The organism is Streptomyces sp. NPDC006207 (assembly GCF_040613835.1).
GTDB lineage: Bacteria > Actinomycetota > Actinomycetes > Streptomycetales > Streptomycetaceae > Actinacidiphila.
In genome coordinates this window covers 1-15,800 of record NZ_JBEXSX010000003.1, presented here as the reverse complement: position 1 = coordinate 15,800, position 15,800 = coordinate 1, and the positions used below count along the sequence as shown (strand labels likewise).

The 15,800-nt window shown below is 72.1% G+C and carries 10 protein-coding genes; 5 read left to right on the top strand and 5 right to left on the bottom strand.

The window, feature by feature from the left end:
* Positions 1-83: 83 nt before the first annotated feature.
* The 5 genes from ABZ312_RS02775 to glgX all read right to left on the bottom strand — a co-directional run bounded on the left by ABZ312_RS02775 (position 84) and on the right by glgX (position 10,100).
* On the bottom strand, positions 84-2,459 hold the full coding sequence (locus tag ABZ312_RS02775; protein WP_500330387.1) for a M4 family metallopeptidase: 2,376 nt from the start codon (positions 2,457-2,459) through the stop codon (positions 84-86).
* A 339-nt stretch (positions 2,460-2,798) separates the two neighbouring features.
* A complete protein-coding gene (locus ABZ312_RS02770; protein WP_500436267.1) occupies positions 2,799-4,694 on the bottom strand; it encodes an ABC transporter ATP-binding protein in 1,896 nt (631 codons plus the stop codon).
* Complete coding sequence (locus ABZ312_RS02765) at positions 4,691-6,535, bottom strand: ABC transporter ATP-binding protein (RefSeq protein WP_500436265.1); 1,845 nt, start codon at positions 6,533-6,535, stop codon at positions 4,691-4,693. The genes ABZ312_RS02770 and ABZ312_RS02765 overlap by 4 nt, the downstream gene beginning before the upstream one ends.
* A 34-nt stretch (positions 6,536-6,569) precedes the next feature.
* Positions 6,570-7,769, bottom strand: coding sequence for an MFS transporter (locus ABZ312_RS02760; protein WP_500436389.1), 1,200 nt, complete (start codon positions 7,767-7,769; stop codon positions 6,570-6,572).
* Between the two features lie 135 nt (positions 7,770-7,904).
* Entirely contained in the window at positions 7,905-10,100 is a 2,196-nt protein-coding gene (gene glgX, locus ABZ312_RS02755; RefSeq protein ID WP_500436387.1) for a glycogen debranching protein GlgX, read from the bottom strand.
* A gap of 334 nt (positions 10,101-10,434) precedes the next feature.
* Between glgX and ABZ312_RS02750 the strand changes: the two genes are divergently transcribed.
* From ABZ312_RS02750 to ABZ312_RS02730, 5 genes are all read left to right on the top strand, one after another.
* A complete protein-coding gene (locus ABZ312_RS02750; RefSeq protein WP_500436385.1) occupies positions 10,435-11,586 on the top strand; it encodes a L,D-transpeptidase in 1,152 nt (383 codons plus the stop codon).
* A 202-nt stretch (positions 11,587-11,788) separates the two neighbouring features.
* Positions 11,789-12,967 (top strand): L,D-transpeptidase, encoded by a 1,179-nt coding sequence (locus ABZ312_RS02745; protein WP_500330475.1) that lies wholly within the window; start codon positions 11,789-11,791, stop codon positions 12,965-12,967.
* A 58-nt stretch (positions 12,968-13,025) separates the two neighbouring features.
* On the top strand, positions 13,026-13,793 hold the full coding sequence (locus ABZ312_RS02740; RefSeq protein WP_500330390.1) for an enoyl-CoA hydratase/isomerase family protein: 768 nt from the start codon (positions 13,026-13,028) through the stop codon (positions 13,791-13,793).
* A gap of 254 nt (positions 13,794-14,047) precedes the next feature.
* Positions 14,048-14,545 carry an ATP-binding protein gene (locus tag ABZ312_RS02735; protein WP_499514100.1) on the top strand — a complete coding sequence of 166 codons (498 nt, stop codon included), beginning with the start codon at positions 14,048-14,050 and terminating at the stop codon, positions 14,543-14,545.
* Between the two features lie 289 nt (positions 14,546-14,834).
* On the top strand, positions 14,835-15,722 hold the full coding sequence (locus ABZ312_RS02730; RefSeq protein ID WP_500330391.1) for a scabin-related ADP-ribosyltransferase: 888 nt from the start codon (positions 14,835-14,837) through the stop codon (positions 15,720-15,722).
* Positions 15,723-15,800: the final 78 nt, after the last annotated feature.

The following is a 15,800-nucleotide window of genomic DNA, read 5'->3' as shown; positions in this document are numbered from 1 at the left end:
CGCCCCGGAAGCGGGAACGGGACCGGGCCCCGGCCGTCGTTGACGACGGCCGGGGCCCGGCGTGTGCGGTCAGCCGACGGGGATCAGCTGCTGGTGTTCACCGCGGTGTCGTCGACCACGAAGCTCGTCTGCAGCGAGGAGTCCTCGGTGCCGGTGAACTTCAGGGTGACGGTGGAGCCTGCGAAGGAGTTCAGGCTGAATGACTTCTGGGTGTAGCCCGAGGCCTTGTTGAGGTTGGAGTAGGTGGCCAGGGTGGTCGACCCGGCCGTGACGGTCAGCTTGTCGTACTGGGTGCTGGTGGTCGTCTCGGCGGAGTCGATGTGCAGCCAGAAGGTGAAGGTCGCCTTGCAGCCGGCCGGGATCGTCACCGACTGGGTGAGCGTGTCGGTGTGCGTCGAGCCGTAGCCGTCCAGCCACGCCTTGTACGAACCGCCGTGGGCGGCCTGGCTGCTGGAGTTGGTGATCACACCGCTGGTGGCCGTCCAGGAGGCGCTGCCGGACTCGAAGCCCGGGTTGCCGAGCAGCTGGCTGGAGGCGCAGCTACCGGGGGTGGTGACGGTCCAGGTGAAGGAGGCGGTGCCGGTCTTGGACGCGGAGTCGGTGACCGTGACCGTGGTGTTGTACGTGCCCGCGGCGGACGGGGTGCCGGAGATCAGGCCCGTGGAGGCGTTGATCGACAGACCGGTGGGCAGGCCGCTCGCGGCGTAGCTCAGTGCGCCGCTGTTGGTGCTGCTGGCCTGGATCTGCAGGCTGGCGGCGGTGCCGACGGTGCTGCTCTGGTTGCCCGGGTTGGTGACCGTGACGCCCGAGACGGGCGCGTGGCTGCCGACACCGATGCCCGCGAAGGCGTTCTGCACGCCCGCGTACTGGGCGGAGCCGGCGCCGTACAGGGCCGTCGCGGCGTTCAGGGCGGCGGTGCGGGCGGCCGCGTAGTTGGTGCTGCTCGTCATGTACGTGCTCAGCGCCTTGTACCAGATCTGCAGCGCGGCGGCGCGGCCGATGCCGGCGACGGCGATGCCGTCGGCGGTCGGGCTGTTGTAGCTGACCCCGTTGATGACCTTGGCGCCGCTGCCCTCGGAGAGCAGGTAGAACATGTGGTTCGCCGGGCCCGAGGAGTAGTGGACGTCCAGGTTGCCGATGCCGGAGTACCAGTTGTCCGGCGAGGTGCCGTCGCGGGACGGTTTGTCCTGGTACCGCAGCGGGGTGCCGTCGCCGTTGATGTTGATCTCTTCACCGATGAGGTAGTCACCGATGTCGTTGCTGTTGTTGGCGTAGAACTCGACGCCCGTGCCGAAGATGTCGGAGGTCGCCTCGTTCAGGCCGCCGGACTCGCCCGAGTAGGTGAGGTTCGCGGTGGCGGAGGTGACGCCGTGGCTCATCTCGTGGCCCGCGACGTCCAGCGAGGTCAGCGCGTGGGTGTTGCCCGAGCCGTCGCCGTAGGTCATGCAGAAGCAGCTGTCGTCCCAGAAGGCGTTGACGTAGCCGCTGCTGTAGTGGACCCGCGAGTACGCGGCGACACCGTCGTTGCGGATGCCGCTGCGGCCGAAGGTGTTCTTGTAGAAGTCCCAGGTCGTCTGGGCGCCGTAGGCGGCGTCGGCACCCGCGGTCTGGGTGTTGGAGCCGGTGCCGTCGCCCCAGACGTCGTCGGCGTCGGTGAACAGCGTCCCGGTGCCGGAGGTGCCGCGGTTGAGGTTGTACGTCTTGTGGCCGCCGCGGGTCGTGTCGTACAGCTGGTACGTCGAGCCGGACAGCGTCGTGGTCAGCGACACCTGGCCGCTGTACTGGGTGTTGCCGGTGCCGGTCTTGATGTCCTGGTACCGGTAGAGCTCCTTGCCGGTCACGGCGTCGGTGACGACGTGCAGCCGGCTCGGCGTGCCGTCGTCCTGCAGGCCGCTCACGACGGTCTCCCAGGCGAGCTTCGGCGTGCCCTGGCCGGCCCAGATCACCTTGCGGGCGTCGTCGGCCGCGGGCGCCTGGGCCTTCAGCGTCTTGGCGGTCTTCAGCGCGGCGGTCGTCGCGGCGGACTCGGCGACCTTCGGCGTCGTCGAGGCGACCGTGATCCTCTGGTTCGTGTTGAACGTCGTGCCGACCGTTCCCGTGCCCTTGGCCGGCGTGTGCACCACGAGGTCGCCGCCGAGCACCGGGAGCCCGGCGTAGGTGCGCTCGTAGCGGGTGTGCAGCGTGCCGTCGGCGTCCTTGACGACGTCCTTGACGACCAGCTTCTCCTTGCTGCCCAGACCCAGCGACTGCGCCGTGACGGCCGTGCGGTCGCTCGCGCTCTTGATGAGCGCGGTGCGCTGGGCGGGGGTGAGCTTCGCCTCGAGGGCTCCGGTGCGGAGCTGGCTCGTGTGGGGGGCGGCGTTCGCCGTGGCGGAGGTGGCCGGTATGCCGACGGCGATGAACGCGGCGGTGGCGACCACACTGGCGGCCGCGACTGCCTTGCGGGGGGATCGTCTCACTCGGACTCCTACTGCGTCGGCCGCGGTTGGCGGCCGGGGACAGCCGGGCAGACGGGGTGTGCTGCCCGGGCGGAACTAGCCGTGCGGGTGGGACGTGCGGAGTTCGGCCGGTGCGTCAGCACGAAGCGGTGCGGTGTGTGGGCGTACTGACGGCCGACGGGGGGAAGAGTGCCACTGTTCATGGCTTGGTGTCATGTACGTGGCGAGAAGTTGGCCGAATTCGTCCTTTGAGGGGGACGTCGGGTTCGCATTCCGGACAGGGCGGGGCGAAGCGTGCCGGAAAGCGGCCGGGGCGTGCGGGGCCGGCCGGCCTCGCACGCCCTGGAAGGAGCCGGTGGCTCAGACGAGGCTGTCGCGCCAGGCCTGGTGCAGATCGGCGAAGCGGCCCGCGCCGGAGACGAGTTCGGCCGGGGTGCCGTCCTCCACGACGCGGCCCTGGTCCATCACCAGCACCCGGTCCGCGATCTCCACCGTCGACAGCCGGTGGGCGATGATCACGGCGGTGCGGCCGCGCAGCACCTCGCGCATCGCCTGCTGCACCGCGCGCTCGCCCGGGACGTCCAGCGAGGAGGTCGCCTCGTCCAGGATGAGCACGGCCGGGTCGGCGAGCAGGGCGCGGGCGAAGGCCACCAACTGGCGCTGGCCCGCCGAGATGCGGCCGCCGCGCTTGCGGACGTCGGTGTCGTAGCCCTCGGGCAGCGCCGCGATGAAGTCATGGGCGCCGATCGCCCTGGCCGCGCCCTCGATCTCCTCACGGGTGGCCTCCGGGCGGCCGATGGAGATGTTCTCGGCGACCGTGCCGGAGAAGAGGAACGCCTCCTGGGTCACCATCACCACCCCGCGGCGCAGCTCCGGCAGGGCCAGCTCGCGCAGGTCCACCCCGTCCAGGGTGACCCGGCCGTCGGTCGGGTCGTAGAACCGGGCCAGCAGCTTGGCCAGCGTCGACTTGCCCGCGCCGGTGGCGCCGACCACCGCGACCGTCTGCCCGGCGGGCAGCCGCAGGTCGAAGCGGGGCAGCACCTCGCCGCCCGTGCGGTAGGCGAAGCGGACCCCCTCGAAGGCGACCTCGCGGCCCGGGATGTCCGCCTGCGTGGCCGGTAGCGCCCGCGGTGCCTGCGGCTCGGGCACCGTCGGCCGCTGGGCCAGCAGCCCGGCGATCTTCTCCAGCGAGGCGGCCGCCGACTGGTAGGAGTTGAGGAACATGCCGAGCGGGTCGATCGGCGCGTACAGCCGCCGCAGGTAGAGCACGAAGGCGGCGAGCACGCCCAGCGCGAGCGAGCCGGAGGCGACGCGGTACGCGCCCCACAGCACCACCAGCGCCACCGAGGTGTTGGCGATCAGCCAGGAACTCACGGTGAAGCGGCCCATCTCCAGGATCGCGTCACCGTTGGCCTGCCGGTGGGCGGCGTTGAGCTCGTCGAACGCCTCGTCGTTCGCCTCCTCGCGGCGGAAGGCCTGTACGGGCCGGATGCCGTTCATCGTCTCGGTGAAGCGCACGATGACGGAGGCGATCGCCGCGGAGCGGCGTGTGTAGACCGTGGCCGACCGGCGCCGGAAGATCCGGACGGTCACCACCAGCGGCACCGCGGTGGCGAGCGCGAACAGGCCGAGCCCCCAGTCCAGCCACAGCAGGACCGCCGAGATGTAGAGCACCGACAACCCGACGTTCAGCAGCTCCTGGAGGCCCTCGGTCAGCAGCTCCCGGATCGACTCCACGTCGGAGGTGGCGCGGGCGATGATCCGGCCCGAGGTGTAGCGCTCGTGGAAGTCCAGGCCGAGCGCCTGGGCGTGCCGGAAGATCCGGCCGCGCAGGTCGACCAGCACGTCCTGGCAGACCCGGCCGGCCTGCCGGACGAACGTCCGCTGCAGGAGACCGCCGGCGACGGCGCAGCCGATGTAGCCGACCGCTACCGCGATCAGCGGGCCGTGGTCGTCGCGGCGCAGCGCCGGGATGGCCCGGTCGATGGCCACCGCGACGATGAGCGGGCCCGCCTGCACGGCCGCCTGCTGCAGCAGCAGCACCACGGCCGCCAGCCACACGCGCCGCCGGTGCGGCCCGACCAGTTCCCGCAGCAGGGCGCGTGACGCCCCATCGGGCGCCGGGAGCCGGTCCCGGTCGAAGAGGTCGTCCTCCCGGGCTTGCCGGGCCTCCCGGGCCTCCTCGGTCTCCCGGTGCCCCGCCGGTTCCCCGTCGGCCGACTGTTCGGCAGGCTGCGACTCCGCGACGGAGGTCATCGGGTGCTGCTCCCTTCGAATTGCGGACGGTCCGGCGCGGCGGGCGCGCTCCCGTCCTGGCCGGACATCAGGCGGCGGTAGACCGCGGAGGAGGACAGGAGCTCCTGGTGGGTGCCGACCGCGGTGACCCGGCCCTCCGACAGCAGCGCCACCCGGTCGGCGAGCATCACCGTGGAGGGGCGGTGGGCGACCACCAGCGCCGTCGTGGTGGCCAGCACCTGGCGCAGGGCCGCCTCGACGAGGGCCTCGGTGTGCACGTCGAGCGCGGACAGGGGGTCGTCCAGCACCAGGAAGCGGGGGCGGCCGACGACCGCGCGGGCCAGTGCGAGCCGCTGCCGCTGACCGCCGGACAGGCTCAGGCCCTGCTCTCCCACCTGGGTGTCCACACCCTGCGGCAGCTTGTGGACGAAGTCGCACTGGGCGATCTCCAGCGCCCGCAGCAGGTCCGTCTCGCCTGCGTCGGGAGCGCCCATGAGCACGTTCTCCCGCACGCTGGCGGAGAACAGGGTCGGTTCCTCGAAGGCCGTCGCGACCAGGGAGCGCAGCGCGGACCGGGTGAGCTGCGCGGCGTCGGTGCCGTCCAGCGTGATGCGGCCGCCGGTCGGCTCGTACAGCCGCGGGATGAGCGAGGTCAGGCTCGTCTTGCCGCTGCCCGTCGCGCCGACCAGCGCCACGGTCTCGCCGCTGCGGATGTGCAGGTCGATCCCGGTGAGCAGGTCGGGGCTGCCCTCGGGGGCGTCGGGGTAGCGGAAGCGCACGGCGCTGAAGCGGATGCCGTCGGCGGGCCGCCCGTCCTCGCCGTCGACCGGGCCGGTCCCCGTCCCCGAGCCGGTCTCCGGCGGGATCTCGGTGTCCAGGACCTCGAAGACGCGGTCGGCGGCGGTGGCCGCCTCGTTGCTGAAGGAGAGCAGCCAGCCCAGCGACTCCACCGGCCAGCGCAGCGCGAGCGCCGTGGACAGGAAGGCGACCAGCGTGCCCGCCGACAGGTCGCCGTCGGCGACCTGCACCGCGCCCAGGACCAGCGCCGCGCCCAGCGCCACGTCCGGCAGCGCGGTGATCACCATCCACAGGTCCGCCAGCAGCCCGGCCTTGCGCAGCTCGGTGCCGCGCAGTTCGCGCGACTGCCGACGGAAGGCGTCGGCCTGGCTGCGGTGCCGGCCGAAGGCCTTGATGATGCGGATGCCGAGCACCGACTCCTCGACCAGCGTGGTCAGGTCGCCGACCTGGTCCTGCGCGGTGCGGGAGGCGACCTGGTAGCGCGCCTCGAAGTACGAGCAGAGGATCACCAGCGGCACGACCGGGCCCAGCAGGATCAGCCCCAGCGACCAGCGCTGCACGAACAGGATGCCGAAGCCCGCCGCGATGGTGGCCGTGTTGACCGCCAGGAAGACCATCGGGAAGGTCAGGAACATCCGCAGGATCTGCAGGTCGTTCGTGGCCCGTGAGAGCAGCTGGCCCGAACCCCACCGGTCGTGGAAGGACACCGGCAGGCGCTGCAGCCTCCGGTACAGCTCGGCCCGCATCCCGGCCTCCAGCGCGGCCATGGGGCGCGCCACCAGCCAGCGCCGTACGCCGAAGAGCCCGGCCTCCAGGAGACCGAGCAGCAGCACCAGCCCGCCGCCGAGCCACACCCCTGACGGCTCGTGGTCGGCGACCGGGCCGTCCACGATCCACTTCAGGACCAGCGGGATCAGCAGCGCCAGGCACGACGCGACCACGGCCACGCCCGCGGAACCGAACAGCCGGTGGCTGATCGGCTTCACGTACGGCCACAGGCGCAGCAGTGAGCGCACGGCGGATCGGGAACGATCGGGCTCGGGTTGGTTGGTTGGCTCAGGCATCGTTTCAGAGACTACGTGCGACCACCGACAACCCTCATCCGGATTTTCGGCCGAGGTCGCGCACGGCGGGCACCGCCAGCAGCGCCACGCACACCAGCAGGGTCACCGCACCACCGGCCACCAGCACCGGGCGCGCCCCGAAGACACCCGCCGCCGGCCCCGCGAGGGCCTGCCCGACGGGCAGCATGGCGACCGAGCCGGCGACCTCGTACGCGTGGATGCGGTTGAGGATCTCGCCGGGCACCTGGGTCTGGACGCTGGTGGCCCACATCACACTCCAGAACGCCCAGGCCGTCCCGGCGACCAGCACCGCCGCCGCGACCGCCGGCACCGGCAGCCCGGCGCCGACCGCGGCCGGGTAGAGCGCGAAGCCGAACAGCGCCACGGCCCCGCCCCGCAGCGGCCGGGCCGGCCGCAGCCGTATCGCCAGCAGCCCGCCGAGCGCGGTGCCCGCCCCCAGGGCGGAGGAGACCAGGCCGTACGCCTTCGGGCCGTGCGCCGGCAGGATCTCGCCGGCCGCCAGCGGGGTGACCGGGCCCATGACGAGGATCATGAAGCCCATCCAGATGACGATCACCGACCACATCCAGGTGCGGGCCCGGAACTCCCGCCACCCCTCGACCAGGTCGGCCCGGAAGCTGCTGCGCCGGGCGGCGTCCTGCGGCTCCCGCGCGGTCCGGGCCGGCAGCCGGAGCAGCAGCAGGCAGACGGCGCTCACCGCGTACGTGGCGGCGTGCGCGGCGAACACCCCGCCCGCCGAGGTGAAGGCCACCAGCACGCCGGCGAGCGCCGGGCCGGCCAGCGCCATCAGCGACTCGGCGGTGCGGACCACCCCGTTGGCCTCCTGGACGTCCCGTGCCACCTGGGGCACCGTGCTGGCCACCCCTGGCTGGAACATGGCGCCCGCCACGCCGTTGACGGCGCCGATCAGGCAGATCTGCCAGAGCACGACGTGCCCCGAGAAGAAGAGCCAGGCGGCCAGGGACTGCGTGCCGACCCGCGCCAGGTCGGCGCCGATCATCAGGCCGCGGGCGCTGAACCGGTCGGCGAACACGCCGCCGAGGACGACCAGCCCGGCGAAGCAGGCGGTGAAGGAGGCCATGGCGTAGCCGATGTCGCCGGCGCCGTAACCGTGCTGGAGCAGCCCGGCCGACAGGGCGACGGGCAGCATCGAGTCGCCGAGCATGGCGACGCTGCGGGCGGTGAAGTACAGGCTGAACCCCCGTGACCACAGGCGGTCCCGGGGGGTGGCCGGCAGGGCGTGGCCGGAGGCGCACGGCGGCGAGGGCGGGGGTGCGGAGGTCACGGACGACCAGTGTGGACTGGACCAATCGGCCGAGTCCACACCTTTGCCGCCGCGTCTCGTCCCTCAGACGGCGCGCAGCAGCAGCACCGTCCTCCCCGGCACGGTCAGCGCCTTCCCGCCGCGGTGCCGGCTGCCCGGTGTTTCCGTCTGGTCCTCACGGGAGGTGTCGAGCAGCAGCTCGTACTCCCGGGCCCACGGCCCGCCCGGCAGCGTGAAGCGGACCGGGCGGTGCGAGGCGTGGAAGACCGCCAGGAAGCTGTCGTCGGTGACCGGGCGGCCGCGCGCGTCGCGGTGCGGGATGTCGGCGCCCGACAGGTACATCCCGAGCGTGGACGTGGGGCTGTACCAGTCGCCGTCGGTCATCTCCCGGCCCTGCGCGGTGAACCAGGCCAGGTCCCGCAGGCCCTCGGCGGACTGCGGCCGGCCGGAGAAGAAGGCCCTCCTGCGCAGCACGGGGTGGGCGCGACGCAACGCGATCAGCCGGGCCGTCAGCTCGCGCAGCGAGGCCCAGTCCGGATCCTGCGGCAGCGACCAGTCCAGCCAGCTGATCTCGTTGTCCTGGCAGTACGCGTTGTTGTTGCCGCCCTGGGTGCGGCCCGTCTCGTCACCGGCCACCAGCATCGGCACGCCGGTCGACAGCAGCAGCGTCGAGAGCATGTTGCGCAGCTGACGGCGGCGCAGCCCGCCCACGGCCGGGTCGTCGGTCTCGCCCTCGTGCCCGCAGTTCCAGGCGCGGTTGTCGTTGGTGCCGTCGCGGTTGTCCTCGCCGTTGGCCTCGTTGTGCTTGCGCTCGTAGCTCACCAGGTCGCGCAGGGTGAAGCCGTCGTGCGCGGTGATGAAGTTGACCGAGGCGTACGGACGGCGCCCGCCCCAGGCGTACAGGTCGCTGGAGCCGGACAGCCGGTAGCCCAGGTCGCGCACGTCGTGCTGGGTGCCGCGCCAGAAGTCCCGGACGGTGTCGCGGTAGCGGTCGTTCCACTCCGTCCACAGCGGCGGGAAGGCGCCGACCTGGTAACCGCCGGAGCCGACGTCCCAGGGCTCGGCGATGAGCTTGACCCGGCGCAGCACCGGGTCCTGGGCGATGACGGCGAGGAAGGGGGAGAGCATGTCGACGTCGTGCATCGACCGGGCGAGCGCCGCGGCGAGGTCGAAGCGGAAGCCGTCGACGCCCATCTCGGTCACCCAGTAGCGCAGGGAGTCGGTGATCAGCCGGAGCACCTGGGGCTGGACGACGTGGAGGGTGTTGCCGCAGCCGGTGTAGTCGGCGTAGCGGCGCGCGTCGCCCGGCAGCCGGTAGTAGCCGCGGTTGTCGATGCCGCGCAGGGAGAGGGTGGGCCCGAACTCACTCCCCTCGGCGGTGTGGTTGTACACGACGTCGAGGATCACCTCCAGCCCCGCGTCGTGCAGGGCGCGCACCATCCGCTTGAACTCGCCCACCTGCTGTCCGCGGGTGCCGGTGGCGGCGTAGCCGGCGTGCGGGGCGAAGTAGCCGATCGAGTTGTAGCCCCAGTAGTTGCGCAGGCCCCGGCGCAGCAGGTGGTCCTCGTGCGCGAACTGGTGCACCGGCAGCAGTTCGACGGCGGTCACGCCGAGGCCGGTGAGGTACTCGATCGCCTCCGGGTGCGCCAGCCCGGCGTAGGTGCCGCGCAGTTCGGGCGGGATGCCGGGGTGGCGCATGGTGAAGCCGCGCACGTGCAGCTCGTAGATGACCGAGTCGGCCCAGGGCGTCTTGGGCCTGCGGTCGTCCGTCCAGGGGTCGTCGTCGTCCACCACGACGCCCTTGGGCACGTACGGGGCCGAGTCGCGGTTGTCCCGCACGGTGTCGGCGACCTCCTGCTCCGGCCAGTCGCGGACGTGGCCGTACACCTCGGGGGGCAGCGTGAAGTCGCCGTCGACCGCCCGCGCGTACGGGTCCAGCAGCAGCTTGGCCGGGTTCCAGCGGGCACCGGTCCACGGGTCCCAGCGGCCGCCGACCCGGTAGCCGTACCGGTGGCCGGGCAGGACCCCGGGCACGAAGCCGTGCCAGATCTCATGGGTCAGCTCGGTCAGGGGGACCCGGGTCTCGGCCCCCTCGTCGTCGAACAGGCACAGCTCCACCGACTCGGCGCCGCCCGCCCACAGGGCGAAGTTGGTGCCCGGGCGTCCGTCGGGGCCGGTGTGGAAGCGTGCCCCCAGGGGCTGCGGGCTGCCCGGCCACACCAGCGTGTCCCCGGCCCCGGCGGGCCCCGGCACGGCCGGCGCGGTCTCCGGGCGCGGCAGCGGCACGGCCACGGGGGCGGTCCGGTGGCCGTTCGGGCGCAGCTTTCCGGCCCGGTCGACCGATTCGTCCTCGCGCGTCTCCGACACGTGCTCGCCTCCTGCGGCTCGGGGGACGCCGGACCCGGCCGGCGCCGGCCGTGCCCGTGCGCGGCGCGGTGTCCCTCCGCGCGCGCGTCGCGCCCTCCCGCTTTACCTTCCCGTTCACCCTGCGGCGTCACACGCGTGATCGATCGGACGCGTCGCAGACGTTTCCCCGGGGCCGTCCGGTCGTTGACCGAGCGTGACGACTGCGGTGCGGCGCGCTCTGCGCGCGGGGGCGGGGCTTGCCACCGCCATGTGGCTGGCGGGGATGCTGACGGCGTGCGGGCTCGGGTTCGGGCCGGCGGACAGCGGTGCGGTGGCCGACGACACCCCGAAGGTGTCCGAGGCGAGGATCAGGATCACTCCGGGGGACGGTGCCCGTGACGTGGAGGCGGACGACCCGCTGACGGTCGAGGCCGAGGACGGCCTGCTCACCTCCGTGCACGTCGAGGACGGGGAGGGGGAGGTGGTCGAGGGCGTGTTCACCGCCGACCGTTCCCGCTGGCACGCCCGGTCCAGGCTGTCGCTGTCGGAGAAGTACACGGTGGACGCCGTCGCCGAGGACACGGGGGGCCGGCGCGCCGCCAAGCACGAGGTGTTCACCACCCTCGTCCCCAAGAACACCCTCATCGGCTACTTCACCCCCGAGGACGGGCAGACGGTCGGCACGGGCATGATCGTCTCCCTGGACTTCAACCGGCCGGTCACCGACCGCGCCGCCGTCGAGCGCGCCGTCCGCGTCGCCTCCTCGCCCGCCGTCGAGATCGCCCCGCACTGGTTCGGCGACCGGCGCCTCGACTTCCGCCCCCGCGAGCGCTGGGTCCCCGGCACGAAGGTGACGCTCTCGCTGCGGCTGCTCGACGTCGAGACCGGCCCCGGGGTCTACGGGGTGCAGTCCAAGGACGTCACCTTCGACATCGGCCGGGACCAGACCAGCACCGTCGACGCCGCCGCGCACACCCTGACGGTGCGCCGCGGCGGGCAGGTCACGCGCGTCCTGCCGATCTCGGCGGGCGCCCCGTCCAACCCGACGTACAACGGCGCGATGGTCATCTCCGAGAAGCTCCGGCTGACCCGGATGAACGGGGACACGGTGGGCTTCGGCGGCGAGTACGACATCCCCGACGTCCCGCACGCCATGCGGCTCACCCGCTCCGGCACCTTCGTGCACGGCAGTTATTGGGCCACCCCCGGCACCTTCGGCGCGGCCAACACCAGCCACGGCTGCGTCGGCCTGCTCGACGTGAAGGGCGGCGGGACGGCCACCCCGGCGGGCTGGTTCTTCGCGCACTCGCTCGTCGGCGACCTCGTCACCGTCGTCAACTCCCACGACCGCACCGTCGCTCCCGACAACGGCCTGGGCGGCTGGAACATGGCCTGGGAGCAGTGGGCGGCCGGCGGCTGAGGGCGGGCCCCGCGACTGGGACGGAACGGTGACAATACCGGGATCCACAACACCGGTTCCGTGTGGTTCTCTAAGCGCTAGGTGAGGGGGACTCACCCTTGGGCCACGGGGCCACGGGCCGGTTTTGGGGAGACGTGAGTTGAAGGCGATACAGGGCGCGCCGGGCGCAAGGCGGACCACCTTGGCCCTCGCGGTGGGGGCGATGCTGCTCCTGGTCAGTGCGTGCGGGGGCAGCGCCAGCGGCGACAGCAAGGGCGGGGACAAGGCCAGGCCCGGTGCCTCGGCCTCGCAGGGCGGCAAGGGGGACACGACCGAGTCGCAGGCCGTCGTGACCATCGCGCCCGAGGACGGGGCCGACGAGGTGGCCACGACGGGGGACCTCAAGGTCACCGCGGGCAAGGGCAAGCTGACCTCGGTCGTGGTCAAGAGCGGCAAGGGCGACCCGGTCGAGGGCAAGATATCCGCCGACGGCAGCAGTTGGGAGCCGACCGAGACGCTCGGCACCTCCACCGAGTACTCGGTGGACGCGATAGCCAAGGACGGCGCGGGCCGCGAGTCGGCCAAGCACGCGAGCTTCACCACGGTCACCCCGAAGGACACCTTCATCGGCTTCTTCACCCCCGAGGACGGCCAGACGGTCGGCGTCGGCATGCCGGTCTCGCTCAAGTTCAACCGGGCGATCACCGACAAGAAGGCGGTCCAGGAAGCGATCGAGGTGACCGCGAACCCCTCGGTCCCCGTCGTCGGCCACTGGTACGGCGACCAGCGCGTCGACTTCCGTCCCGAGAAGTACTGGGCCAAGGGCACCAAGATCACGCTCTCCCTGCGGCTGAACGGGGTCGAGGGCGCGAAGGGCGTCTACGGCACCCAGTCCAAGGACGTGCACTACACCATCGGCCGCAGCCAGGTCAGCATCGTCGACGCCGCCAAGCACACGATGAAGGTCTACCGCGACGGCAGCCTGCTGAAGACCATCCCGATCACCTCGGGCGGGCCCGGCACGACGACCTACAACGGCAAGATGGTCATCACCGAGCGGTACAAGGTGACCCGCATGAACGGCGACACCGTGGGCTTCGGCGGTGAGTACGACATCAAGGACGTGCCCAACGCCCAGCGCCTGACCACCTCGGGCACCTTCATCCACGGCAACTACTGGGCCTCGCCCGGCACCTTCGGCAACGCCAACGTCAGCCACGGCTGCGTGGGCCTGCGGGACGTGCGCGGCGGCAACGGCGACACCCCGTCCTCGTGGTTCTACAACAACTCGATGATCGGTGACGTCGTGCAGGTCAAGAACTCCCACGACAAGACCGTGCAGTGGTGGAACGGGCTCAACGGCTGGAACCTGCCGTGGAGCCAGTGGACCCCCGCCTCCTGACGCGCCCCGTGAGGCACGTCGCAGCGTAAACGGGCGTTCACGGATACCCTCGTCGGCCATGACAGTTAATCTCGAGGTCGACGAGGGTGTCGGCACCATCCGCCTGGACCGCCCCCCGATGAACGCCCTGGACGTCGCGACCCAGGACCGGCTCCGCGAAGTGGCGGAGGAGGCCTCCCGGCGCGAGGACGTACGGGCCGTCGTGATCTGGGGCGGCGAGAAGGTGTTCGCGGCGGGCGCGGACATCAAGGAAATGCAGGTCATGGATTACGAGGCCATGGCCGTGCGGTCCCGCGCACTGCAGGACTCCTTCACGGCGGTCGCCCGGATCCCCAAGCCGGTGGTGGCCGCCGTGACCGGTTACGCCCTCGGCGGCGGCTGCGAACTCGCGCTCTGCGCCGACGTCCGGGTCGCCGCGGAGGACGCCAAGCTCGGCCAGCCGGAGATCCTGCTCGGCCTCATCCCCGGCGCGGGCGGCACGCAGCGGCTGTCGCGCCTGGTGGGTCCCGCCAAGGCGAAGGACCTGATCTTCACCGGCCGGATGGTCAAGGCCGACGAGGCGCTCACCATCGGCCTGGTGGACAAGGTGGTCCCGGCCGGGCAGGTGTACGCCGAGGCCCGCGCCTGGGCCGAGCGGCTGGCCCGGGGGCCGGCGCTGGCGCTGCGCGCCGCCAAGGAGGCCGTGGACGCCGGTCTCGAGACCGATCTGGAGACCGGCCTCACCATCGAACGGAACCTGTTCGCAGGGCTGTTCGCGACCGAGGACCGTACGACGGGCATGCGCAGCTTCGTCGAGGAGGGTCCGGGCAAGGCGAAGTTCCGCTAGACCCAACCCGGTTGAGTGACAGCCGGCGCCTGTCGGGTCGCCTTAAGCCGACCTTAAGAGGACCTTAAGGCGACCTGCGCCGGATTCCTCGACCGTTCGTCGTCGGCGCCCCCTTCGCGCAGGTGGGAAGGGTTGTGTGAGATCCATCATTGCCCTTGACATATGCCAGTACGGCAACTCGGAATGACGCGTTCCGCCCCGCCAATTCCCCCGATCCGCCCCGAACCGCCGTCGCGTACGGCCATCATGAGAGCATGGCGGGGCAGCAGGGAGCATCTGAGCAGCCGCAGCGGGTAACGGTCCCGGCGGCGGGGTGGCCGCCCACGGCGGTCGACGATCTGGCGGCGACGTCCCTCGATCTGTTGGGGAATCCCTCCGTGGACGAGGTGCGGCTCTCCTCGCGCCCCGAGTCCGCGGCCACAGCCCGGCGGCTGAGCCGTTCGGTGCTCCGGCTCTGGGGTCTGCCCCAGTTCAACGACGTCGTCGAGTTACTCGTCTCCGAACTCGTCGGCAATGCCGTGCGTCACACCGGGGCCCGTACCTTCGGCCTGCGCATGCTGCGCCGCCGCGGCTGGATCCGGGTGGAGGTGCGCGACCCCTCGCGGGCGCTGCCCTGCCTGATGCCGGTGCGCGAGATGGACGTGAGCGGGCGGGGTCTCTTCCTGATCGACAAGCTCGCCGACCGCTGGGGGGTGGATCTGCTGCCACGCGGCAAGACCACCTGGTTCGAAATGCGGGTCATGGACCGGTGAACGCCAAATGAACAGCTAACCTGCGTTTACAAGGTCAGTGTCCCACCTCACTCCCACATCGTGAGGTTTCAGCTGCGATGTCTCGTATAGTTGTGGAGCAACGACCCCCATGACCCGGGCTCGGTCGTCCCATGGCGTCGTGGATCACACCCCCTGGCTCCACGACGAATCGAGAGGCCCCAGCAGCGTCCCACAACGATGCGCAGGGGCCTCTTTCGTCTTCCGGCGGGACACGCCGACAAGGGTGACCATTCCGGCGACCGGGCGATACCGGGGTGATCGTGGGCATATGATCGCACTGCGCACGCTGCGCCGGCTTTGCGCCGCCGCCCTTTCCCTGGGGGTGCTCGCACTCCCCGTCTGCACGGCCGCCGCGGCCGTCGCCCCGGGTCTTCCACGCGACCCGGCCGTCCCCGAATGGTGCCCCGTCGTTCCCGACCGGCTCTACGCCGCCGCGGACACCAGCGTCGACCTCGACCGGATCAGGCCCGACGAGCCGGCCTGGCGCTCCAACTGCAACGCCCTCTTCCGTGGCGACGACCGCCCTCCGGAGACCGTCTTCAAGGACGGCCTGCGTCCCGAGGACGTGGGCGACGGCGAGTACGACCTGCAGGCCTACGCCCGCCGGGAGCAACCCTCGCCGTTCGTGGCCACCACCTACGACCGCGAGGCCCTGCGGCAGCAGACGGCCGCCTACCACTACTACATCGACGCCCCTGGCGGCATCGAGCTCGACGAGACCCTCGGTACCCGTGAACTGCGTTCGGCCCGTACCGGCGTGGTCTTCCCCGGGGGCATCGCCCGCCAGTTCGTCGTGAAGGCCTGCCCGGTGGACAAGGCCACCAAGGCCGAGCTCACGGCCCGGTGCGTGGTCAACCCCGCGTACTCGCCGTGGCGCGGCTGGCCGGCCCCCGACTGGACGGGGGTGAAGGAGCCCGCCGGCCCCGCTGCACCCGCTGCCCCCTCCGCGCCTCCCGCCGCCCCGTCGGCGCCTCCGGCGGCCAAGCCGGGTGCGTCACCGGCCGGCCGGCCCTCCGCGCCTCCGGCGGCCAAGCCGGGTGCGTCACCGGAGGTCCGTCCCTCCGCACCGCCCGCCGTCCCGCAGGGGACACCGCCCGCCGCCCAGCCGGGCGCGCCACGGTCCTCGGTGGAGGGCGGGGACGGCCCGGTGGGCTGAGGGCGCCCTTCCCGCCGTGCGGTGCGGTGACCGGCCCCGGCCGGTCAAGATCGGAAGGGCGGGGTGTAGGGAAAGAGG